Below are 23523 nucleotides of genomic sequence, written 5' to 3'. Positions count from 1 at the left end.
AAAAAGCACGAAAGAGAATCTTCTCTTCCGTGCTTTTCATTTTATAGCGCCGCTTTGACCGTCTTCTTGTAATAACCGACGGCCAATACCGCGAAGACTAAATAAATCAACGCATAGACCCCCATCGCAACCGACGCCGGGAATAGGATATCGGTGCGGAATAGGAACGATGCCGCTTGAATTGCAAAGATGGAATGCGCCAAGCCAATCGCGAGCGGCAGCCCGAAGACGAAGGCTTGTTTGCGGACGATGCCTCGCATGATGTCTTTGACAGTGAAGCCGAGCTGGCGCAATGTCGCGTAGCTTTGTTTTTCCTGCTCGGCTTCGGTCATTTGCTTGAAGTATAGGATGCTGCCGGTCGAAATAAGGAACACCAGCCCTAAAAATCCGGCGATGAATATGAGCAAGCCGTTCGATTGGACAGATCCTTCATAAGACGAGTAATAGTCGACATGCGGTTCCGAAACTTTGTACTTGTCTTGCTGGTAAATGGCGGAGGCTGCGGCCATATCCTCTTCGGCAATGTGGAACCCGTCCATTTGCTGGAGAGCTGAATCCCCTGTCTCACTCGCCAACTGTGCTTTCAACGATTGGTAGGTTTCTTCGTTCACCACGATTTGGCTCGTGAAGAATGACCAGTTGAGCACATTGTATTGGGCGATTTCCGTAATGGACAAAGTGGTTGGTCCCTCATCTTGAAACGTGAGGTCGAATGGCAAATCCACCGAATTGAAAAGCGTCGAGACCGATACGTCATGAAAGCTCGCTTCACCGTTTGCTGGCACATCAACGTCGAGGCCAGCTTGCTGCAATTGTTCGCTGCTGAGCACAGCGATGTCTGTTGCCCGTTCCAAAAACGGAGCCGGCTTTTCTTCGAATTCTGCCGGCACGACAAAAGTTTCCACCGCTTCGCGTTGATAGGAAATCCCGTTGCTCTCGAGTTCCTCGCTGATGTCATCCGCTAGTCCGGCTTCATTTTCAAACATGAAATCAAACGGCATGATCGCCTGTGTTTCACGCTCTGTTGAATAGTACATGGAATAAGCTGCTGCGGTCATCGTCAAAGTCATTGCCGACAACACCGTGATGATGGTCAGTGAATTGGCGTTGCTTTTCATGCGGTGCATGAGCGGTGCGAGCGACAAACTGTTTTCCAGTCCGAGATGGCCGTTTTTATTGCGGCGGATGCGGTACAGCAGCCAGCTGATCGTCACTCGGAATATTAAATACGTACCGAGGATGACAGTAGCCAATACCGCCAACATATTAAAGAAAATCATCGCATTTAACATGCGTCCCGACAGCCAGTAACCAAATACGATGAGCCCTATGCCAAGCAATGCCAAGACAGCAGAAACGGCGCTCTTCGGCTTTCGGGGATGCTGTCCCTGCTTTTCGGAATTGAACAAAGACAGCAAGGAATTGCGGTACACCGTAAACACCATCTGGATGGTCGTCAACACGAAAATCGCGAGAAAGACAAAGAAGGTTTGTGTGACCGCGGCTGTTGAGAACGACACTTCAATGAACGCTTCGTAACCGATGAGCTTCATGAGCAGCAACAAAAAGACACGTGAAACGAGCATGCCGACTGCTATCCCGACAATCAGCGCCATGATGCCAAGAAGCATGTTCTCGAGGATCAATAGCCTCGCGACGGCGCGCTTGGTCAGCCCAATCAATTGGTACAAGCCGATTTCCCGGCTTCTTCTTTTCAGGAAAATGGCATTGGCGTAGACGATAAAAATGCCGGCGATAACGATCAACAAAATTCCCGCTACCTGGAATGCGGTGCCCATCGTTCCTGTGCCTTGTTCGGCGACTGCCGCGTCGTGCTGCAAGGTCGCGAACACAAAATACAGCACGACACTGAGGATCAATGCGAAAAAGTACAGGTAATAATGCTTGATGTTTTTACGCATGCTGCGTTTGACGAGATCAAAGAGCGTCAACGCTGTCACCCCCGAGCACAGCCTGGACATTCAGGATTTCCTGGAAAAAGGCTTGTCTCGTTTTGTCTCCCTTGTACAGCTCGGAATAGACATTGCCGTCTTTGAGAAACACGACGCGGCTGCAATAACTCGACGCGAGCGGGTCGTGCGTGACCATCATGATGGTGACGCCTTGCTGCTTGTTGACGTCTGCCATCGTCCCGAGAAGCGATGAAGCGGATTTTGAATCGAGCGCGCCTGTCGGTTCGTCGGCAAACACGAGCGAAGGCTGGTTGATGAGCGCGCGGGCTGCAGAAGTGCGCTGCTTTTGCCCGCCTGAAATTTCGTGCGGGTATTTGTCCGCCAGCGCTTCGATATCCAGGATTTTTGCAATCGACTGGAACTGGGCTTCTGCCGCTTGTTTCTTCATCTTGCCGAGTGATACCGGAAGCAAAATGTTTTCTTTTACCGTCAAGGTATCGAGCAAATTATAGTCCTGGAAAATAAAGCCCAGTTGGTTTCTGCGAAAAGCGGACAGTTCGACGTCTTTCATCTTGGAAATATCGGCGCCGTCGATCAAGATGGTGCCTTCAGTGGCCCGGTCGATGGTGGCGAGAACGTTGAGCAAAGTTGTCTTGCCTGCCCCAGATGCGCCCATAATGCCGACGAATTCGCCTTCTGCTACACGCAGGTCAATGCCTTTCAGCACTTGCTGGACATTGCCGCGCGTACCGAAAGATTTCCGGACATTGTGCGCTTGCAAAACGGATTGCTTAGTTGTTTGTTGTGTCATTGTTTTATTTTCTGTTGTCATGTGATGGCCTCCCTGTAAACTTCTCCCCTTATCTTACTGCTCAAAAGCGGCCGGGTCGTTTGATTTGGGTGACAAAGCGGGAGGCGAATGTGACGATGCTGTCACTTACGGATATGGTCGAAGTCATTTTCGATAGGAAAGCCCATCTCGAATGTAGTCCCCCTTCCCGACTCTGAAGAAACCGAAAGCATGATGCCGATTTTATCCGACACCGTTTTCGCCAAATACAGCCCAAGACCCGTCGCCGCATTATGAAGCCGTCCTGTGCCGCCCGTAAAGCCTTTGTCGAAAATGCGCGGCAAGTCGTGATTCGGGATTCCCGGCCCCTCGTCTTGAACCGACAGAATGCGGTGGCCCGTACTGTCTGTGCGCGCAGAAATATGGATCGTGCCGCCTTCTGGGCTGTACTTTACCGCGTTCGACAGAATTTGGCGCAAGACGAAACGCCCCCATTTCTTATCGCTCATGACGAGTACGTCCAGGCCCTCCAATTCAATTTCCAGATCTTTTTCCCTGCACCATGCCATCAATTCACGGACCTCAGGAGCCACTATGTCTTTTAACATCACGTTATCCACTGCATAATCGGCTTCTAGAGAAGACAGCCGCGATATGTATAATTGTTGGTCGACCAGCAAATACAGGCGCAGCCATTCCGCTTCAATCCGCTGCATGCCGGGAGCCGAGCGGTTCGAGTCGATCAACAGGCGGATTGCTGTCAGCGGTGCTTTTGCTTCGTGTACCCAAGCGGCAGTGTAATCACCTTGGATGATGTTTTGCTGGCGCAGTTCATTTAATTGGGCAGCCATCGATGCGGCGGCTGTCTGCAGTACTTCGTTCATCTGTTCCTCGCGCTTGAACTTCGCTTCCGGCAACAGTTCCTGCCAATCCGCTGCCGGCTCACCTTCTAGACGCGTCAATTCCCGGCCATACGCCGTTTCTTGCCGAAAGCGCCAGAAGACAAACACCGCGAGTGCTATCAGCAACAACGCATTCATATACAGCAGCGAAGAAACCTCTACCGCAAGGCCTGAATCGAGCCACAGCAATAAATCGGCTGCGCCTAAAGTGGCGATGAAAAAGAGGATCCAGCTTCTCATATCCTTCACATAAGCCCAAAACATCGAATCCCTCGTTTCTATAAGGTGACGGCCACGTACCCTAAGCCTTTTTTCGTCAAAATGGCATCGCCGAGTCCCAAATCCGCCAGTTTTTGGCGCAGCCGCGTGACGTTGACCGTCAAGGTGTTGTCGTTGACGAATCGTTCATCATCCCACAGTTTGCGGATGATCTCATCGCGGGAGACAATCTCGTCTTTCGCTTCGACGAGCACCGTCAAAATGAAAAACTCGTTTTTCGTCAGTTCCGCTTCTTTACCGCCCAGCCGGATGATGCCGCGTTTTAAGTCGATCAATGCCCCATTCCATTCCAATACGTCTGAAGTTTCTTCGCCGTACGAATACACCCGCCTCAAGGTCGCCTGGATTTTCGCCAATAGCACATCAGCGTGAAACGGCTTCTGGACATAATCATCTGCCCCCATCTGCATCGACATGACCATGTCCATCGGGTGGTCGCGTGAAGACAGAAAGATGATCGGCACTTTCGAAATCGCCCGGATTTCACGGCACCAATGAAAGCCATCATACACCGGCAGCTGGATGTCCATGATAACCAATTGCGGCTGTTCGGCAATGAAGCTTTCCAAGACATCGCTGAAAGAATCAGGGCCTACCACTTGCATCCCCCATTTACCCAAACTTTCCTTCAAGGATTGAAAAATTGCCTGATCGTCTTCCACGATGAAAATCTTCATGTCCATTTCCGCGCACTTCCTTTCGTCCTTCTTGTTCTTTCATTCTAATGGAAATTCGAATGGACAGGAAACAAGAACGCAAAATCCGGTCTCCTTGCGATTGCATAAAGGGGCAATAACTTACTTTTTACTGGGGCATTTATCCGATTCACAAAGAAAAAGACTAGAAATGAAGTTCATTTTCCGGTCTTTTCTATAATGGCTCTATTGGAGATCTGTCAGCTAAGTGGTTGTCACTCAAACGCTTACCAAACGTTAGCTTTTAAATCCTCTACTTGTACATAGGCAAATCCACCATGCTATTTCACCGCCAGCCAAATTTGGTTCGACGAATCGTCTTTATATGAATCGGGATCCGTGTAAGCTTCAATAGCTGGTATATCAGCAACTTCATAGCCATTGGATGGAATCCATTCAGTGTAGATTTGGTTCCAGGCTTCAGGCATTGCGATCGGGGCAGATCCCCTCACTTCAAAAATAGCCCATTTGGATTTCGGCACCGTGAATGCATGGAAATCAGCCGGCACTTTACCGGCGCGCTCTACTGCAATCCAATAATCGACCGTATTCTTCTCCTCGTTATAGTTATCGGTGATTCCGAGCAAACCTTTGATTTCACTGTTCATCAGCTCCGCCAATTCGGCAGATGTTCCATCAGCATTGGCCTCCATCCAAAACTCGGCAACTCCGTTCACTTCACCAGTCTCTCCACAGGGACATTCCCGTTTGACCCCAACGACTTGAAACGCATCTTTTTCAACGATTTGATAGTTCATCGGACTTGCTCCTTTCAAGTTCACTTGAATCATCAAGCGGTTATGCGACTGCAATGCCCCCTTCCCTTTTCGCGCCTCGCTCGGGCTGATTCCGTGCTGCTTGCGGAACGCTTTCGTGAATGCCTCCGGTGATTCGTAACCGTAGCGATACGCGATATCGATGATTTTCTGATCGGTGTTGAGCAATTGTTGGGCGGCCAATGTCAGACGGCGGCGACGCAGGTATTCCCCGACGGAGATGTCGGTCATGATCAAAAACATGCGTTGGAAATGAAACGGAGAGACATTTGCCTGTTTTGCGATGGCTTCGATGGACATCTCATTCAGCAAATTCGCCTCCATATAATCAATCGCTTTTTGCAAAGACTGCACCAAAGCCATGCTCTCAACTCCTTACTTGAATAATAACCGGGCAGCGGTTTGATTTCCTGTCATTTTGTGCGCTGTTTGGACAGCTTATGCCTGCTAGCTTCCGATTGATGCCATGCTTTAAGGACTCTTTAATCCATCTCCTGCCTGCTTACTTTGTAATAAACCTCTATTTGCTCATCCGTTTCAATCGTCCGGGTTTTTTCCAAATGAATCTCCACGTTTTCCAAGTGGTCGAACATGCGGGTTCCCGTCCCGAGCAGCAGCGGGGCGATGGCGATTTGCAATTCGTCCACCAGATCCGCACGCAATGCTTGCTGTCCGACATCGGCACCGAGCACGACGACATCCCGCTCTCCTGCGGCCGCTTTTGCCATGCGGACGGCGGATTCGATGCCATCGGTCACGAAGGTAATGCTCAAGTTGTCATTTTCTTTCGGATGCTTGGCCGGCGGACGGTGCGTCAGGACAAAAATGGGCACTTGAAATTCGTAATTATCGGCATAAGCATCCGGGTCATCCGTCATGTCGTAAGTTCGGCGGCCCATCACGACCGCTCCTGTATTGGCCATCACTTCATTGATCTCATCGTTGGGCTTGAAGCTTTCGTACAGCTTGTCGAGTTTTCCATGCCGGTCGCTGATAAATCCATCAAGTGAAGCGATCATCCCAAAACAGACTTTTGCCATATCGTTCACGTCCCTTCCTATGTTCAACAAGTCTCTTTGCTAATCAATTCCTCTTCGCGCCTCATTTTCCTTCTATAATATTAAATACTTAAAACTCATCAAAAAAAGAAGCACGCTTCAATCGAAGTGTGCTTCTCCCGCTAGCCTTCCAAAATCCAATAGCTGTTCTATATTCCTTTCGCCTCGAAACGCTTCAAATCATTGCGATGGCCCATGGCGACCAGCACATCGTCCAACTTCACTTGATCGTCCGGCATCGGCGCGACGTTCACTTCGTCCCCCCGCTTAATCGCGAGGATCGTGCATTGGTACCGCGCCCGGATGTCCAGCTCCAGCAAGCTTTGGTCCATCAATTTCTCGGAAGCTACCAATTCCACGATGCTATAGTCTTCGGACAAATCGATGTAATCCACGACTTTTTCGGAATCCATATGGTGGGCGATGCGGATGCCCATCTCTTTTTCCGGCTGGATGACGCGGTCCGCCCCGACTTTCTCGAGGATCATCTGGTGCTGCAGGTCTTTCGCTTTGACCCACACAAGCGGAATGCCGATTTCCTTGAGCATCAACGTGCACAACACGCTCGTCTGCATATTTTCGCCGATTGCCACGACCGCATGTTCAAAATTCCGCACCCCAAGCTCTCTCAAGCTCGCTTCGTCGATGGCATTCGCCACGGCGGCATGGGAAGAATATTTGCGCATCCTATCTACGCGCTCCGGCGATGAATCGATGGCCATGACCTCATGCCCGAGCTTGAATAGCTCTTTGCAAATGCTGCTGCCGAACCGGCCCAGGCCGATCACGATAAATTGCTTTTTCAAGTCAGTTCCTCATTTCTATAGCGTTAAAAAAGATCCACTGAAAAACCTGTGATGCCAAGAGTGGACCTTCATTCGATTCCGTATTACCCTTACACAGGGGATCGGCATCAATAGCCAATTGTCTAAAATCTACCGCTGTTGAAGGCCATTGTCAATATATTAACAATAGAAAGTATTTTGTATTTTTTACCCTTTGATCCTATGAAAAAGACTCTTAACCTTGGTTGTATCAAAGGTTAAGAGCCTAGTAAGGATCATTGACCGCCTGTTTTGGCGAGTTCATTTTTTGTCTCATTTGAAATGCAGTCAACTGCACGTCTTTTCACTTTGAAAGGGGCAGTGCCGCTCTCTTTTTATGGCTGCTATTTTTCCGTTCGTGCACTCAAGCAAATAGAACAATAGCCGTTTATTTCCGCTAAATTGCTGTGGATGTTCCCATAGTTGCTGAAAAACTTCCGTTAAGATGCGCTCACAATCCGCTTGGCTGCCAAATTCCCTGCAACAGGCTTTCCATAGCAATAAATAGTATTGATCGTATATTAATTCCAAGGCGGTTTTGTCGCGAAACTTCAGTCTTTCCAACAATTGTCCATCCGTAGTCATTTAGCACCTCTCTCTTCTTATTCAAAATACCCACAAGGAGAGAAAAGAAACCCTATATTCATTATAATATTAGGATAATTAATTAGGAGCCAACAGACAAGCAGGACCGGCACTGATTAGTCAGTACCGATCCTGCTCTTCCCATTACTCGCTTAAGACTGCACAGGATTCTCCAAGCCTTTGTGGATCGTCACCTGATGTGGAAAAGGGATTTCAATATTATGGGCATCAAGCGCTTCCTTGATGGACTTGCGCAGCTCGCGCTCAACTCCCCATTGTTCCCCGCTCTTCGCTTTGGCGATAATGCGCAGCGTGACATCCGACGCCCCGAACGCCTGGACGCCAATGACATCCGGCCCTTCGACGATATTGGCATTGTCTGTCGCGACTTTTTCGCACACTGTTTTCAGCACAGCCATCGCTTCGTCGATGTTTTCATCATACGAGACGCCAATATCCACAAGTGCGCGCATATTTCCGCGCGAATGGTTGCTGACGGTCGTGATGTCGCGGTTTGGAATGAAGTTCAAAGTCCCGTCAAAGCTGCGGATTTGCGTCGTCCGCAAACCGACCGATTCGACGACGCCGTCAATGGCGCCAACCGTTACGTAATCGTTGACATCAATTTGTTTCTCCAGCAACAGGAAGAAGCCGGTGACCACGTCGCTGACGAGGCCCTGTGCGCCAAAACCGATCGCCAGGCCGACGATTCCTGCGCCGGCGATCAGGCTCGCGACGGACAGCCCAAAAATATTAAATAAAGTTGCAACCAATACAAAAACCAATGCGTAGGAGAAGACGTTCTCGGACAATGAACGAAGCGTCAATGCGCGGCCGTTTGTCACATCGCCTTTTTTCGTCAAGCGGTCAAACGAGCGGTGGATCAGCTTTTTCCCGATGGCCCGCACGATCACGAAGGCAATTAAAATTCCGATGACTTGAGCGGCGATGATGCCCGCCTCGACTAATAGATGTCCCCAATCAATATCAATGAAGTCAAACAAACAATCATTCCTTTCACGTTCTTTCGCTGCATGGAATAAACTTTAGCGGCGCAGCTTCTATGTATTTTCCTGTCTCTTTATACCATACTTCCATGGCGCATTTCATTCATGCCACCTGAACTTGTCTTGTTTCAATGGGGCATTTTTTATTTTTTCTCATTGGAACGCTTACATTTTTAAAAAAGGTTTCACTCTGGTTTCAAGTGGTAGATAAAGGTAGAAACCAACTTTTTACCAAACTGAGGAGAGATAAAATGGCGAATATCCAAAATCCTAGAACCCAATATACAACGGAAGATTTTCCGAAACAATACCAGGAAGCCCCTGGCGTACAAAACCAAATGACCCCTGTGCCGGACTGCGGCGAGAAGACGTATAAAGGTTCAGGCAAACTTGAAGGCCGTAAAGCACTTGTCACTGGAGGCGATTCCGGAATCGGCCGTGCTGCTGCTATCGCTTACGCTAGAGAAGGCGCAGACGTGGCGATCAACTATTTGCCGGCGGAACAATCCGATGCCGACGAAGTGAAACAATTGATCGAAGCAGAAGGCCGTAAAGCCGTATTGATCCCCGGCGACTTGAGCAACGAAGCATTCAACAAAGAAATGGTTGAAAAAGCGAACACCGAACTTGGCGGATTGGACATTTTGGCCCTTGTTGCAGGCAAGCAGCAAGCCGTCAAAGACATTGCCGACCTTCCGACAGAGCAGCTCGAGAAAACATTCCAAGTGAATGTCTATTCGATGTACTGGACAGTGAAAGCGGCGCTGCCATACCTACCAGAAGGCGCGTCGATCATCACGACGAGTTCAGTCGAAGGCTTTGACCCGAGCCCGATGCTGCTTGATTATTCCGCCACGAAGTTCGCGATCATCGGCTTCACGAAATCCTTGTCCAAGCAATTGGCGGACAAAGGCATCCGCGTCAACTCGGTCGCACCAGGCCCAATTTGGACAGCGCTTCAGATTTCGGGCGGACAGCCGCAGGAAAACATTCCGGAATTCGGCAAAGGCACACCGGAGACGCCAATCGGCCGCGCAGGACAGCCTGCAGAACTCGCTTCTGTTTACGTATTCCTCGCTTCCATCGAATCGAGCTACGTCACAGGGCAAATCTACAGCATCACAGGCGGCATGACGACGGCATGATTTCCGACTTTCTATAACATTCAAAAAAGCTTACGCTGCCGATTCTTCTTGGTAGCGTAAGCTTTTCTATTTCACCACACATGGCCGGACTTTCTTTGGGCAGGTTTTGCAATACGCTTTTCCGCCCCCCGTTTCATAGGCAAAACAGCATGTCTGGCGCACCCGGATCGCTTCTCCGCTTTCAGGATCCACATTTCGGGGATGATGGAACTTCTGAAACTGATTCACTTTTTCATTGAACGCTTCAGCTGGCAACTCTTTAAGGAGAAATTCAAAATCGCCTTTTGCTTTCAGGCGGATACGGTTATCCTCCTCCAGCATAAGCCTGGTTTCATAGAGCCAATAAACATAGATGGCCGTGTTTTCCCAAAGGATGCTTCTCGGTATCGAAGCGGCCTTTGAAATGGCCCTGATGATTTCCGCCAATTCTTCAACTAATTTCCTCGCCAGCTCCTCAATCCTAGCATGTCTTGATTCGCCTGACAGCTCACTTGCAGTAAGCTCTTCCCACCATAAGTGAGGCATCCACAAGTTTCCTTGTCGCCGGTCCACAAGATAAGCTTCAGTAAAGTCCAAGTTCAGCGCTTTATTGTATACTGCCGCCGTGTAGAGAGTCGGAACGACCAGCAAATAGCCTAAACGCTTCATCAGCTGGGAGACGGCCGCAATGCGACTTTCCGTCTCTAACTCTTCATGAAGCCGCTTCAAATAATTTTGAGGGAATACGGGTTCCTTGAGTTGGCTTAGCAGAATCTTCTCTTCGTCCCCTATTTTGTCCAGCAGCCGGAAATGTTCGCTTAAATAAGCGCTCTCCTCAGCTGCTAATCGGCACAACATTTTCCGCCCTGCCTTTTAAGTGTTTTCCTTTGCTGAAGGGAATGCATAGTGGGGTCCCGCAGATTGGATCACAGGTCACTTGGCATTGCAGCCCAAAGACCGAGCGCATCAGGTCCGGTGTGATGATATCATTCGGTGCCCCTTGCTTGAACACTTTTTTGTCATGAATCGCTACAATGTGATCCGCATAACGGCAAGCAAGATTTAAATCATGAAGGACCATGACGATCGTGCGGTTTTGCGTCTGATTCAACTCGTATAACAAATCAAGGATATCGATCTGGTGGGTCAAATCAAGATAAGTCGTGGGCTCATCGAGCAGAATAATATCCGTTTCCTGAGCCAGGGTCATGGCAATCCATGCACGTTGCCGCTGGCCGCCCGACAAGGAATCAACTTTACGTTCCGCGAATTCTGTCAGGCCTGTAGAGGCAAGCGCCGCGAACACCGCTTCCTCGTCTTTTTCCGACCATTGCTTGATCCAGCTTTGGTGCGGATAACGGCCTTGCTTAACCAATTGCAAAACGGTCAGGCCTTCCGGGGCGATAGAGGTCTGCGGCAAGATGGCCAATTGTTTGGCGATTTTTTTGGTCGACATTTTGGAAATTTGTTGGCCGTCTAAAATCACCGCGCCTTCTTTCGGCTTCAATAACCGCGCAAGCGAACGCAAAAGCGTCGACTTGCCGCAGCCATTGCTCCCGATCAGCACGGTGATTTCTCCTTTCGGAATGGATAAATCCAGCTCGCTGATGATGTCGGTTTCCCCGTATCCGAGTGTCAAGCCTCTCGTAGATAATGCATCCATTACATCTTCCTCCTTCTAAAGCTGCCTAAATGATCTATAGCGTTATCGATTCCGATTCTGATACAGCAGATAAATGAAATACGGCGCTCCAATTGCAGAAGTGAAGACGCCGGCAGGTATCTCAAGTGGCGCGAATGCCGTACGGGCAATCAAATCAGCGATCAGGACGATCAACCCGCCAATGAGAGCGGAGACAGGCAACAAAGCACCGAAAGCGGAACCGACCAGCTTTCTGGCGATATGCGGTGCCATCAATCCGACAAAACCGATGCCTCCAGCAAAGGCAACAGCCCCGCCAGCCAGTGCGCTGCTAAGGAACAGCAAAGCGAGCCGATCCCGCTGGACCAGGCTGCCGGCATTAATAGTCAGTTCGTCGCCAAGTTCCTGGATGTTCAAGCGTCGTGCATAAAAGAAAAGAATCGCAGTCAACAGGAAAATCCATGGAATGATGGTCAGTACTTCTGTCCAATTGGTGCCGTTGACACTTCCAGTGATCCAGATATTTGCTCTTGAGGCAGTAAAGATGGGCCCGAGAATCATCATCATGGTCGTCAGTGCTTGTGCTGCGGCCGACAGCCCAATACCGATCAACACCAAGCGGATCGGTGCCACTTCACCGTATTTTTGAGACAGTAGATAGACGAGAAAGCCCATGCCTACAGCTCCGGCAAACGATGCGAGCGGAAGCCAGTGGATACTGACTTCAAGCGTATTGCTCCGATCGCTATAGAACGCTAGAAATGCCACTGTTGTAAACGATGCCCCGGCTGTGATTCCTATAATGTCCGGTGAAGCCAGTGGATTACGAATAATTCCCTGCAGAATCGCTCCTGACATCGCCAAACCCGCACCAGCGAAAACCGCAAGCAAGATTCTCGGCATCCTGAACGATTGGACAACTAGGTTGTGCATGTCGGTGCCTGCTCCGAAAATAGCCTTTACCACATCCAATGGATAAATGACCAACTGTCCGATGCCTAGACTTAATATGATGAAGGCGAACATTAAAATTGTGAGCACGACCAAAGTGAAAAGGGATTTTTTTTCGATTAAAAATGATGCTTTTCCTAAACGAAAGCTTCGATAGTTCTTCATTCGCTAATCCCCCTCCTTGCAATATAGACAAAGAAAGGAGCGCCAACGATGGCTGTCATTACTCCGACAGGCACTTCAGAAGGCATTAAAATATATCTCGCCCCAATATCAGCTGCAAGAAGCAAGACCGCTCCAAGCAACGCACTGTATGGAATCACCCATCGATAATCGATGCCAACCAGCCATCTGGCAAAATGGGGGATGATGATGCCTACGAAACCAATAGGGCCAGCGACAGCGACCGAACCGCCGGCTAGTAAAACGACGATCAATGCACCCATCATTTTGACGAGCATGGTTTTCTGCCCCAAGCCTTTTGCGAGGTCTTCACCCATTGCAAGTACATTCATTTGCCTACCGATCAGCAGTGACAGGAGAACACCCGCTATGAGATACGGCAATACAGAAAGCAGGATATCCAAATCCCGCCCTTGTATGGAACCTGCAAGCCAGAATAGCACTTGATCCAATGCTTGCTCATTCAAGGTCAAGATTCCTTGTGTCAGTGAAGAAAACATTGCAGCGATTGCGGCTCCGGCCAAGGTGATCTTGATAGGAGTCATCCCTTCACTCCCCATCGACCCGAAAATATAGACAACTATAGCCGCCACAGCTGCCCCGAAAAAAGCCAGCCATGTAAAAGCTGTCAACGAAGATAAGCCTAAGAAACTGATGCCAAATACAACAAAAAAGCTGGCACCTGCATTGATCCCTAAGATCCCGGGCGAAGCGAGCGGGTTATTGGTGAGCCCTTGCATGATCGTACCGGAGATGGCAAGACTAGCTCCCACCGCCGCTGCAATGAATGCCCGCGGTATTCTCGTATCCTGGATGATGATATGTTCATTGGAACCATCGAAACGATAGATGGCATCCATCAGCATTTCTGTCGTTACTTTTGTCAGCCCCAAAATGATGCTGAGCCAAATAAGAACGAGGACGGCAATAATTCCGATTGCCAATCCAAGGGTACGTGCCCGATTATTCGTAATCATAATTGTTCAACCTTCTCCCAAATTCCCCACAAGCTTTCTATTTATCGAACTTATAAATGCGTCTTTTAATAATTTCTTCCCCTAAGAGTATAAATGTGATTGATAATCATTGTCAATTAATCCTGGAAAACACCTTGACAGCTTTTGGCGCTCCCTTTACGATAAGAGTAATTGAAAATCATTATCAATTAGAAGATTTTAGGAGGAACATATATGTCGAAGAAATTTTATTCAATCGTGGCTTTAGTGGCAGCGCTGGTTTTATTGCTTGCTGCTTGCGGAAGCGAAGAAACTGAAACAAACACAGAATCTGGTGGCGATGCTGCCGCGGCTGAAAGCTACACGGTAGAACACGCCATGGGCAGTACTGAAATCACAGGTGATCCCGAGCGCATTGTAGTACTCACAAACCATGGAACGGAAGCCTTATTGTCAATGGGCGTTACACCTGTTGGAGCTGTACAGTCATGGACAGGCGACCCTTGGTATGAGCACATCGCTGAAGATATGGAAGGCGTTGAGGTGGTCGGAACGGAAAGCGAACTTAACCTTGAAGCAATCGCCGCTTTGGAACCTGACCTGATCATCGGTAACAAAATGCGCCAAGAAGAACAATATCAAGCATTGAACGCCATTGCGCCTACTGTTTTCGAAGAGACATTGCGTGGCGACTGGAAGATTAATTTTGAATTGATTGCTGAAACGATCAACCAAGAAGAAAAAGGTCAAGAAGTCCTTGATGCGTATAATGCTCGTGTGACCGAACTTAGCGAAAATCTGGGTGATAAACTTGATACCGAAGTATCGATGGTGCGCTTCATGCCTGATGACGTTCGGATTTACCATAAAGACTCTTTCTCAGGAATCATTCTTGACGAAATCGGCTTGGCACGTCCTGAATCCCAAGACGTAGATGATTTCGCCGCTATGGGCGTAACGAAAGAGCGCATCGAAGAGATGGATGGTGACGTGATTTTCTACTTTACTTACCAAAACGAACAAGAAGAAGGCCAACAGGCTGAAGAAGCTTGGGTAAACGATCCAATTTGGAACAACTTGCAAGCCGTCCAGGATGGCAAAGCTTACGAAGTGAGCGACACGATCTGGAATACCGCTGGCGGCGTCGAAGCAGCAAACCTTATGCTCGATGACTTAGAAGAGAAATTGCTTCAATAACAGGAATCCCCTTCAATTAAATTGAAGGGGATTTTTCATCTTTTTTATAGAGTTAACCACTGGAACCAGGGTCTTCTCTTCATGTCTCTTCTCTCATTCGAGCTTTGACCTCTGATGTAAAGAGCGATTTATATAACATTTTTCAGCCATGTCATCAGGCGCAAAATCTCGAAAGGCTCGGCCCAGGTAATGATAAACAGGACGACGAAGAAAACCGAGAGCGACCAAACTTTCAAATGTCCCGGCTCACTTTTCACGAAAGCCATGAACACGGCGCCCGCCGCTGTAAATAGCAGCAGAAAACCGATAAGTGCAAGCGGCTCGGAATACCCGGACATCAACCGGTTGAGCATGAGAAGTAAACTTCCCAAAGTGATGAGTCCAAGTGAATGTTTACTGAACATCCCGTCTCCTCCTTTTTCAAGAAATCCCGCTGCCTGCCATCACGGCGCAAAGCCGTAGTAGAACAGGATATGTGCATAAAAACCGAAGAATGCGACCACCAAGGTCACCAGGACAAATAACACTACCATGATGATTTTGGAAATTTTGCCGATTTCCAGCCGCCATACGCCTTTATAGACCTGCACCCATAGCGCAATGGCAAATGGAACGACCATCAAAAGGTAGAAAATGGCGAGGCCGTTCCCAAAGACGTCGAAATAATCCCGGTTCACACTGTCGTTGGTCCTGAAATAACGGCTCATCCCATAAAAGAACGCGAGAAACGACAGTTGCACCACAATTCCATAGATCAACAAAGGAATCCTGAATTTCCCCAAGTTTCTCAGCATCCACAAGACTATGCAGTAGAGGATGGCTATTAGAATGGCTATGTACAAACTGACTGGATAAAAAATATAAACACTTCCTTTTTACCGCTTACTTTACCAGAGCGGTTCGTCTTCCTCTGTCAATTCGACTAAAAATAGGTAGGCAGCTATAACGGTGACGCCACTGGCGATGATCAGCAGGAATATCGTAACGAACGAAAGATCAAATAAAACCCCGAAAAGCATAGCCAATGGCGTCAGAAAGTTGGTAAGGCCAGCTCTTTTTTTCGATTGGGTAGTAAGCAATTGCTTTTTCCCGCAATGCGGGCAAATCATTCCCGTATCCAATGTAAACATCTTTTTGACCGTCTGCTTCCAACTCCATTGCTTATGGCAATTTTGACAAATCGGCATGGACTCACCCCAGTCACTTTATTGTTTAAATTATGCTTTTTAAGACCTTGTCCTTATTAGACTAACAGAGATAACCAAAAATTCCCACAACACACATGCCAATTAACTGGGTTTCACCTTTGACATGAACAGTCCTGTCGAATTTATCTCCAATAAAAAAGAGCAAGAACTGATAGTCAGTTCTCGCTCTTTCTGCTGTTAATGCATATAGCGATGCTTTCTTAAGCTGTTCAAATTGGAGATTTCCTGCAGGAGCTCTTGCCCGATGTTCGTCTCCCGCACCTTCTTGCGCTCGAGTTCTTCGTCGACCAATCGTTTTATCGATAAGACATCGGTACCGTTTTGCAGTACTTCTTCCTTGGAATTGAAGCGCTGGTGGGCGACGAGCTGCATGCCGTAGGAATTGTACAAAAGCGTATAACCGGCGATTCCGGTTGTCGATTGATAGGCCTTTGAAAACCCGCCGTCGATGACGATCATTTTGCCGTTCGCTTTGATCGGGTCTTCCCCGTCCCGTTCCTTGACCGGTGTATGCCCGTTGATGATGCGGCCATAGTCAGGGTTCAAATCAAATTCCGCAAGCATTTTGCGGCACATGTCTTCATCTTCACGCAAATGGTAATATGGATTTTTCCGTTCTTTATGCGTTTCTTTGTCTTTGATGAAATAGCGTTCGAACGTCGTCATTTCGCGTTTGCCGAACAAGGAAGAATTTTCGCCTGTCCATTGGTACCACACCATATCGGTCGCGAAATCGTCGGTTTCTTCCGGATGCGCGAACGCGTAGCGGGTATATTCTTCGAAAACATCGAGCAATTCCCGTCCTGCGTAGCTTTCGCCTTCGATCTCCATTTGCTTCATGTCGCCGTTCTCCTCAAGCGGGATGCAGCCGTGAATGAGCAAATTGCCGTTGTATTGGAGATACAGCTTGCCTTTTTTCATGAGGAAGTTCATATGACGCGACAGCTTTTCGGAATGCTGGATGGAGAACAGCAATTTGTCGATGACTTGCTGCTCTTCGTCGAGCAGGCGGTCGGGATGTTCCGGGTCGATTGTAGAGAAGCACGTATTCTCCAGCGGATAAGTTTTGCCGTGGATCGTCGCTTCGTTCTTGTCGTAATCGACTTTCTCCAATAGCAAGCGGTCTTCCATCGCGAAACAGGAGCGCCGTTTGATGATCGGGCTTTCGAGCTTGAACTGGATGATCGAAATCGCCTGGTGGATCTTCGTGATCTGCAGCTGTTCCTGCTCCGTCAAGTGTTCGCCAGAAATCCGTTTCGGGTGGAACGCCGGATTGTCTTCATAGTATTTCTCCGCCAAATTCAACAGCGGGCGCAGGTTGATGCCGTAGACATCCTCGATGATGTCCAGGTTGTTATAGCGCGCGCAGATGCGGATGATGTTCGCAAGGCAGACTTTGGAGCCGGAATACGCGCCGATCCACAGTACGTCGTGGTTGCCCCATTGGATGTCGACGGAATGGTAGTCGATGAGCGTATCCATGATTTTGTGCGGATCCGGTCCCCGGTCGTATATATCGCCGACGACGTGCAGATGGTCGACCGTCAGGCGCTGCATCGTATAGGCGAGTCCGACGATCAGTTTATCCACTTGCCCTAAGGAAATGATCTGCTCGAGCATTTTCGCGTAATAATCTTTCTTGTTAGTGAATTCATCCGTCTTGTACAACAGTTCTTCGATGATGTAGACGAACTGCTTCGGCAAAGCTTTGCGCAATTTGGAACGCGTGTATTTGGATGAGGCGTAAGACACCAGTTTCAAGAGCCGCTCAATCGTTTCGATATACCAGTCCTTCAGTTCTTTCTTGCTGCTGAAATGGCTCTTGATCAAGCTCAATTTCTCTTCCGGATAATAGACGAGCGTCGCGAATTCGTTGAGCTCTTCTTCCCCCATTTCATTCTTGAACAGGTCCCTGATTTTCACTTTGACGTTGCCGGAGCCGTTGCGCAACACATGCTGGAATGCCTGGTACTCGCCGTGGAGATCGCTGACGAAATGCTCCGTCCCTTTCGGCAAATTCAAGATGGCTTCCAGGTTGATGATCTCCGTCGCCACTTTTTCTTCGCTATCGTATTTTTCTGCCAGTAAATCCAAGTATTTTGAACTGATCATGCGGAACCCTCCTTTAAGTTTTATGTATTACTCCAATTTTAATGAAATCACATTCCTGAAAAGCATGTTCTTAAAATGGGCATGCACAAGAAATCCCTCTATATTTCCAGTCTATAGCAGTTTTCGTAAAGGCTCTAGTGTTAATTGCGCCGCGGCGGGAAATTGGCCGACAGACAAAAAATAGTGCCCTGCACAATTCAAGTGCAGAACACCGTTTTTCTGGATTTTTTCCACAAACCGTTTTTATTAATTATGGAAAGCTGAATGAAGCACTTGTCGCTCTTTTTTGCCCCTTAAATTTTTGGTTACGGCACGGTTCGGTCCATCGGTTTGATGCTTAAATAAATCGATAAGGTGCCAAGCTCCAGAAATTCTAAGGTTTTCAGCTGATTGATTTACTTATAGCACCCCACTCTGAGTGCTCTTTAATTCTTTCCTTTCTTCACAGTTCTTCATCTGTTCTTGTCACTTTGCCTCCGAGTTCATCCACCAATCCATCCAGCACGGATTCTTCATATTCTTTTCCGATAGCGATAATCCCTGTAGTCCCAAGTTCGATATTCCCGATTGTTTTTTTGAACAACTCCTCAGTGGATTTCATTCTTTTCAATTCTTGGCTGGTCCCGATCATGCCTCCGGTCAATGTGCCGAAAAGCACGCCGAACGGGCCACCCAAAATGCCGACTGCCATGCCGATCAACGCACCCTTGGTCGCTTTGTTTGACCTGGATAAATCGGCAGCGTCTTTGAAAGCGAACGATCCATTCTCTTCCCGTTCAATGACGACAATCTGCTGCAGTTCGAGCTGCCCTTCCACATGATATTGCTTGAGCTGGCTGAACAATTGATAGGCCTTCAAATTATCTTCAAATGACAAAGTGATGATGTGATAATGCTCAGACTTTTTTCGAGCCATCGCTATCTCCTCCAATTTTTAATTTTCGGCGGCAGCAGTCTCTTGGTCAGTAAATAAATGACGCTAATATCCCTGTAATGAAAACCGAAGTGATGGTCACAGTCGAAAAGCCAGCAACGACCATTTTCGGCAAGATCTCGTCTTCGATAATTTGGATTTCACCTTCCGTTTCGCCGATGTTTTTGGCCGCTTCCTCACTCAGAATCAAAGTCCCCGGAAAACCATATAGTGAAGACAAGCCGATTGCGATCGCCATTGGATAGGTATAACCAAGAAATTTCCCCGCCAGCATCGCAAACAGCACGATCCCGATAACACCTAGGCTAAAGGCGATCAATAGCGGCACCAATAATTCCAGCAGGTCCGCAAACGACGTTGTCGCAAGGGGCCCAAAAATGATCAGAAGAATTGCCAGCATCATCAAGCCGTACGCATCGATTCCGTTCAAGACATTCGGTTTCAAGACACCGGTTGCCCGCAACGCAATACCTAGCAATAAAGCGATAACAAAGGTATTCAGCCAGCCATTCGTCAGCCCGCTCAAGAACATGGCCAGGATGACGACAACCCCGACTACAAAAAGAGTCCCGGCCGTCGTCTGAAAAGCTTCCGGCAAGATCGTCTGCTTGCCGTCTGCCTGCTCTTCTTCCACAGCAGCCTTCCGTGTAATACTGCCGTCGCGCACACCATCACGAATCCGCATGGCCTCTTTCCTTAAAATGATGGAGGTGAGCGGAAATCCAATCAAACCTTGCAAGGCAGCAATCAGCACTGGAAACACAGCGACCGAAATCAAGCCGGCATTCAACGCCTGCTCTTGGACGATGATGACTGATATGGTTCCTCCGCTAATTGCTGCGATGGCGCTCAGCACATAATTCGTATCAAGCAGCAGCCTCCCGATCGCAAACATCATGATGGTGATCCCCACAACCGCTGAGACACCGATCAAGAAGGTGCGCCATTGCCGTTTGAACTCCTCGAGGCTGATCAAAGTGCCCAAATGGACGATGATCAGCCCGACGATGGTTTGGCCGAGCGGCAACAAAGAGGATGTCGGCAATAAATCTTCCGGAAACAGATTCGTCTTAAACCCAATCAGGAAAATGATGGATGCGACAAACAGGGACGACAACAACGCTTTGGTCTTTTTTGAGATATAATCACTGATTGTCCAGATGAGCATGATGAGTGTAAATGCGATGATGGGTGTCATGGCTCTTCCTCCCTTTTACACAGCAGGTGATATTGCATTTAGAGCCCCTGGATGTCTGCAGAAGTCAATGAGCGAAAAACAACTGTACTAACCGTGTGATAAATCGAAGCGAAGATTACAATGCGTATGGTATTTGCCCGAGCGGCCTTTACCGATGTTGCGGCTCGCAAGTTCACTCCGGCGGATCACCATGAAAAGCCGGCATTCTTTTCACTAATTGAAGCGCAAATTCAACAGCATATTCGAATTCATCAATCGGGATATGCTCCACGACAGTATGGATGTTCTCATAACCTATGGACACGTTGACGACTACTTTTTCCTTCTCGTTAAAGACATTGGCGTCCGTTCCACCTCCACTCTGTTCGAACCGGACTGGCCGGCCCATTAATTCGAGACTGCGCTGGGCATGTACGAGCAGCGGATGCGTTGGGGCGAATTGATAGCCTGTGATCAGTTGCGTCGATTGAAAATCCAGCTGTGCGCCGGAGTGTCCGGCTTCTTCTTCCAACGCCTTGCGCATCGATTCTACTTGATCAAGGCATTTCCGATGATTCAGGGAACGGACTTCCGCGACGAGATCCAACTGGTCCATGACAATGTTCATCGCCGTGCCGCCATGTATTTGGCCAATATTGGCCGTCGTCTCTTCGTCGATCCGCCCAAGCTTCATCCGTGCAATCGCGCGCGCCGCGACTTCAATGGCGGATATTCCTTTTTCCGGCTCCAGTCCCGCATGAGCTGCACGCCCCAAAACGCGGATGTTGAGGCGGTGCATCGTCGGACTCGCCGTGATGATGCCGCCGACCGGACCGCCATTATCCAGCACATATCCGTACTTCGCATGCACTTGATCCATATCCACTGCCTTCACTCCAAGCAAGCCGACCTCTTCACCAGGTGTCAAAATAAATTCCAGTGGGCCATGCCGGACGTTGCGCTCTTTCAACCTCTTGATCAGCTCGAGCATGATTGCGATGCCGGCCTTGTCATCCGCCCCTAAAATGGTCGTCTGGTCCGATTCGACGCGCCCGCCCGTTTCGATCGGCTGAATCCCCTGTCCCGGAGTGACCGTGTCGATGTGTGCAGAGAAAAATAACGGCTCGATTGAAGCCTCGCCGTCAAGACGGGCAATAAAATTATTGGCGCCTAAGCCTGTCTGCGCCATCGTGTCATCTTCCCAAATGTCCAATCCGAGTTCTTTAAAACGCCGGATCAGTTCTTTTTGGAACGGCCCTTCAGCGAACGATTCCGAGTCAATTCGAACAAGCTCCTTGAACTCCTTGACTAAACGTTCTGTAGACATCTTTGTCCCTCCTGTTCCTCGTTTCGTATTCAATTCCCTTTACAAAGTGAGTAGCACCGGCGGATGGGCTGCTTGTCCGTTGGGAACAGTACTGAGAACCTCCCTTCAATTTATGCATGCAAAAACGTGGCGTCTGCAGGATGCCCGCATTTTGTATTTGTCGCTTCGATTTGTTTGTAAGGTTTGGAGCTATCGATAATTTGGTTGAAGAAATATGTATACAGTTGTTGCCTCAAACTATGTAGGGATGGCGTAATGCGAAGGGTGATTTTTGAGGAAGCGTGCATCGGGTGAAAGTTTTTGACGTCTACTTAGATGCTCATGCGTTAAATGGAAAAATTTTAAATAAAAACAAATCTAATTTCCTTGCATAAACTATACAATTTAGCGTTTATCTAATAGTAAAGAACTACATATAAATAATATAACCTTAGTTACCCGATTATTCAGAAAAATAACCCGATTTTTAGCTATAGTGAATTTTTTTGTTGGATTACCATTGAATTCATGATACGTAACGCTGCATCTTACTAAAAATCAAATTCCGTAATCGTCAAGTGGCACTTTGCAATGCACAAGCAATCGGAAAGGTTTTTTTACGCCCCCTCCTTTCTCTGTGTTCCAGCCTGCAAAGTGTTGAAAAATGCTTTGCCTAACAATTTATGGGTAATGATGAATAACAGGAACTCATGGATATAATTCTTTAATGGAAAGGACTTGGCATGATACAAGCTCTAATTTCTCGATAAGTTTCATGTAAAAGCTTTAATAGGTAAATAGATACTATTTTAATGCAACATACTGGAATTATAATAATGAAAAAACTGTAAAAGGCAAACTTACCTGAAAAGGAAGGACGCAAAGCCATGAGCCTACCCACTGCTTTAGCAGTGCACGGTCGTCAGGTTGCCAGGCATCCATTCTGTGGGCCTTGGCTGACAGAATGGAGGAAAAGAATATGTTGAAGAAAGCGGCGATGTTGATGTTCGCGATGTCACTTATGCTGGCGTTCAGCCAGGCAGAAAACGCACAGGCAAGCGGCGATGCGCCTGATACCCGTGCCACTTGGCTATGGAATCCGTGGATGTTCGTGGAAGATGAAGGAGCAGTGCTCGCTTTTCTCGAAAATAAAAACGTCAATAAAGTATATGTTCAGATCGACCGCGACATTCCCAAAAATACGTACCGCAGCTTTGTCACACAAGCGCACGAACGCGGCATAGCCGTATTCGCACTCGACGGAGCGCCGTCTTGGGTTGCGCCAAAAGGCTATATGAACCAGAACATGTTGATGAACTGGCTGGGCACTTACCAAAGCGGATCGATAAAGCAGGCAGAGTTTGATGGCATCCATTTGGATGTGGAGCCTTATTTATACAGCGGCTGGAATTCGAACCGCGCTGCTACGGTGAAGTCTTATCAATCGCTTTTGCAAAGAGCCGCGGTGAGCTCTGCGCAGCTGAACTTGCCCCTTGAAGCCGACATGCCATTCTGGTTTGACGAAATCACTTACAAGAATACGTTCGGCAACGGATTATTGGCCGAATGGGTCATTGCCAATACGGACGGGGTAACATTGATGGCTTACCGGGATTCCGCGCCGATGATCATCGACATCGTCAAAAACGAAATCGCCATGGCCGAAAAATACGGCAAATTTGTAGTAGTCGGCGTAGAAACAGGCGTGACCGACGAGGGCAGCATCATCACTTTTGCCGAAGAAGGCGAAGTGTTCATGAATGCGCAATTGGCTGAAGTGGCCGCTCATTACTCAGGACACCCCGCTTACGGAGGAATTGCTGTCCACCATGTCGGCAGCTGGATGACGCTTAAACCATGACAAGACCGGACACTTTTCCTGATTTTTGGAAGTGTCTTTTTAT

At 48.3% G+C, this 23523-nt stretch carries 22 protein-coding genes and 1 riboswitch; of the genes, 3 read left to right on the top strand and 19 right to left on the bottom strand.

From position 1 onward, the window contains the following. Positions 1–41: 41 nt before the first annotated feature. From AB9R92_RS10205 to AB9R92_RS10170, 8 genes are all read right to left on the bottom strand, one after another. Positions 42–1952, bottom strand: coding sequence for an FtsX-like permease family protein (locus AB9R92_RS10205; protein WP_370669343.1), 1911 nt, complete (start codon positions 1950–1952; stop codon positions 42–44). Continuing rightward, positions 1939–2745 (bottom strand): ABC transporter ATP-binding protein, encoded by an 807-nt coding sequence (locus AB9R92_RS10200; RefSeq protein WP_370669342.1) that lies wholly within the window; start codon positions 2743–2745, stop codon positions 1939–1941. Before AB9R92_RS10200 ends, AB9R92_RS10205 begins: the two co-directional genes overlap by 14 nt. Positions 2746–2846: 101 nt before the next feature. Continuing rightward, positions 2847–3869 (bottom strand): sensor histidine kinase, encoded by a 1023-nt coding sequence (locus tag AB9R92_RS10195; RefSeq protein ID WP_370669341.1) that lies wholly within the window; start codon positions 3867–3869, stop codon positions 2847–2849. A gap of 14 nt (positions 3870–3883) precedes the next feature. Further along, a complete protein-coding gene (locus AB9R92_RS10190; RefSeq protein WP_370669340.1) occupies positions 3884–4567 on the bottom strand; it encodes a response regulator transcription factor in 684 nt (227 codons plus the stop codon). Positions 4568–4860: 293 nt separating this feature from the next. Next, complete coding sequence (locus AB9R92_RS10185; protein WP_370669339.1) at positions 4861–5718, bottom strand: AraC family transcriptional regulator; 858 nt, start codon at positions 5716–5718, stop codon at positions 4861–4863. A 119-nt stretch (positions 5719–5837) separates the two neighbouring features. Next, on the bottom strand, positions 5838–6395 hold the full coding sequence (locus AB9R92_RS10180; protein ID WP_370669338.1) for a dihydrofolate reductase family protein: 558 nt from the start codon (positions 6393–6395) through the stop codon (positions 5838–5840). Between the two features lie 167 nt (positions 6396–6562). Next, entirely contained in the window at positions 6563–7219 is a 657-nt protein-coding gene (locus AB9R92_RS10175; RefSeq protein WP_370669337.1) for a potassium channel family protein, read from the bottom strand. Between the two features lie 755 nt (positions 7220–7974). Continuing rightward, positions 7975–8826: a mechanosensitive ion channel family protein gene (locus tag AB9R92_RS10170; RefSeq protein WP_370669336.1), complete on the bottom strand. Its 852-nt coding sequence runs from the start codon at positions 8824–8826 to the stop codon at positions 7975–7977. Between the two features lie 254 nt (positions 8827–9080). Between AB9R92_RS10170 and AB9R92_RS10165 the strand changes: the two genes are divergently transcribed. Further along, entirely contained in the window at positions 9081–9974 is an 894-nt protein-coding gene (locus AB9R92_RS10165; RefSeq protein WP_121299053.1) for an SDR family oxidoreductase, read from the top strand. A gap of 66 nt (positions 9975–10040) precedes the next feature. On the opposite strand, the gene AB9R92_RS10160 is transcribed toward AB9R92_RS10165, so the two are convergent. Genes AB9R92_RS10160 through AB9R92_RS10145 form a run of 4 tightly spaced genes read right to left on the bottom strand, consistent with a single transcriptional unit; the run spans position 10041 to position 13709 of the window. Continuing rightward, entirely contained in the window at positions 10041–10811 is a 771-nt protein-coding gene (locus AB9R92_RS10160; protein ID WP_370669335.1) for a (2Fe-2S)-binding protein, read from the bottom strand. Next, positions 10789–11616, bottom strand: coding sequence for an ABC transporter ATP-binding protein (locus AB9R92_RS10155; protein WP_370669334.1), 828 nt, complete (start codon positions 11614–11616; stop codon positions 10789–10791). Before AB9R92_RS10155 ends, AB9R92_RS10160 begins: the two co-directional genes overlap by 23 nt. A gap of 42 nt (positions 11617–11658) precedes the next feature. Further along, positions 11659–12711: a FecCD family ABC transporter permease gene (locus tag AB9R92_RS10150; protein WP_370669333.1), complete on the bottom strand. Its 1053-nt coding sequence runs from the start codon at positions 12709–12711 to the stop codon at positions 11659–11661. Then, positions 12708–13709, bottom strand: a complete 1002-nt coding sequence (locus AB9R92_RS10145) for a FecCD family ABC transporter permease (RefSeq protein ID WP_370670092.1) — start codon at positions 13707–13709, stop codon at positions 12708–12710. The genes AB9R92_RS10150 and AB9R92_RS10145 overlap by 4 nt, the downstream gene beginning before the upstream one ends. Positions 13710–13919: 210 nt before the next feature. Between AB9R92_RS10145 and AB9R92_RS10140 the strand changes: the two genes are divergently transcribed. Further along, positions 13920–14882 carry an ABC transporter substrate-binding protein gene (locus AB9R92_RS10140; protein ID WP_370669332.1) on the top strand — a complete coding sequence of 321 codons (963 nt, stop codon included), beginning with the start codon at positions 13920–13922 and terminating at the stop codon, positions 14880–14882. A gap of 128 nt (positions 14883–15010) precedes the next feature. On the opposite strand, the gene AB9R92_RS10135 is transcribed toward AB9R92_RS10140, so the two are convergent. From AB9R92_RS10135 to AB9R92_RS10105, 7 genes are all read right to left on the bottom strand, one after another. Further along, on the bottom strand, positions 15011–15286 hold the full coding sequence (locus tag AB9R92_RS10135; RefSeq protein ID WP_370669331.1) for a hypothetical protein: 276 nt from the start codon (positions 15284–15286) through the stop codon (positions 15011–15013). 39 nt (positions 15287–15325) lie between these two features. Then, positions 15326–15640 carry a hypothetical protein gene (locus AB9R92_RS10130; protein WP_370669330.1) on the bottom strand — a complete coding sequence of 105 codons (315 nt, stop codon included), beginning with the start codon at positions 15638–15640 and terminating at the stop codon, positions 15326–15328. Positions 15641–15769: 129 nt separating this feature from the next. Next, the gene (locus AB9R92_RS10125; protein WP_370669329.1) at positions 15770–16069 is read right to left on the bottom strand and encodes a TIGR04104 family putative zinc finger protein; all 300 of its coding nucleotides are present in this window, start codon (positions 16067–16069) and stop codon (positions 15770–15772) included. 198 nt (positions 16070–16267) lie between these two features. After that, positions 16268–18199, bottom strand: a complete 1932-nt coding sequence (locus AB9R92_RS10120; RefSeq protein WP_370670091.1) for a fructose-1,6-bisphosphatase — start codon at positions 18197–18199, stop codon at positions 16268–16270. A 445-nt stretch (positions 18200–18644) separates the two neighbouring features. Next, a complete protein-coding gene (locus tag AB9R92_RS10115) occupies positions 18645–19118 on the bottom strand; it encodes a hypothetical protein (protein ID WP_370669328.1) in 474 nt (157 codons plus the stop codon). A 46-nt stretch (positions 19119–19164) separates the two neighbouring features. After that, positions 19165–20334: a hypothetical protein gene (locus AB9R92_RS10110; protein WP_370669327.1), complete on the bottom strand. Its 1170-nt coding sequence runs from the start codon at positions 20332–20334 to the stop codon at positions 19165–19167. Between the two features lie 172 nt (positions 20335–20506). After that, positions 20507–21640 (bottom strand): M20/M25/M40 family metallo-hydrolase, encoded by a 1134-nt coding sequence (locus tag AB9R92_RS10105; RefSeq protein WP_370669326.1) that lies wholly within the window; start codon positions 21638–21640, stop codon positions 20507–20509. 822 nt (positions 21641–22462) lie between these two features. Further along, positions 22463–22554, top strand: a riboswitch (cyclic di-GMP riboswitch). 44 nt (positions 22555–22598) lie between these two features. Between AB9R92_RS10105 and AB9R92_RS10100 the strand changes: the two genes are divergently transcribed. Next, positions 22599–23480 (top strand): amidase, encoded by an 882-nt coding sequence (locus AB9R92_RS10100; RefSeq protein WP_370669325.1) that lies wholly within the window; start codon positions 22599–22601, stop codon positions 23478–23480. Positions 23481–23523 lie beyond the last annotated feature (43 nt).

The organism is Planococcus sp. SSTMD024, from assembly GCF_041320495.1.
Taxonomy (GTDB): Bacteria; Bacillota; Bacilli; order Bacillales_A; family Planococcaceae; genus Planococcus.
The sequence above is the reverse complement of the archived record's forward strand: the minus strand, read 5'-3'. Positions and strand labels throughout refer to the sequence as shown.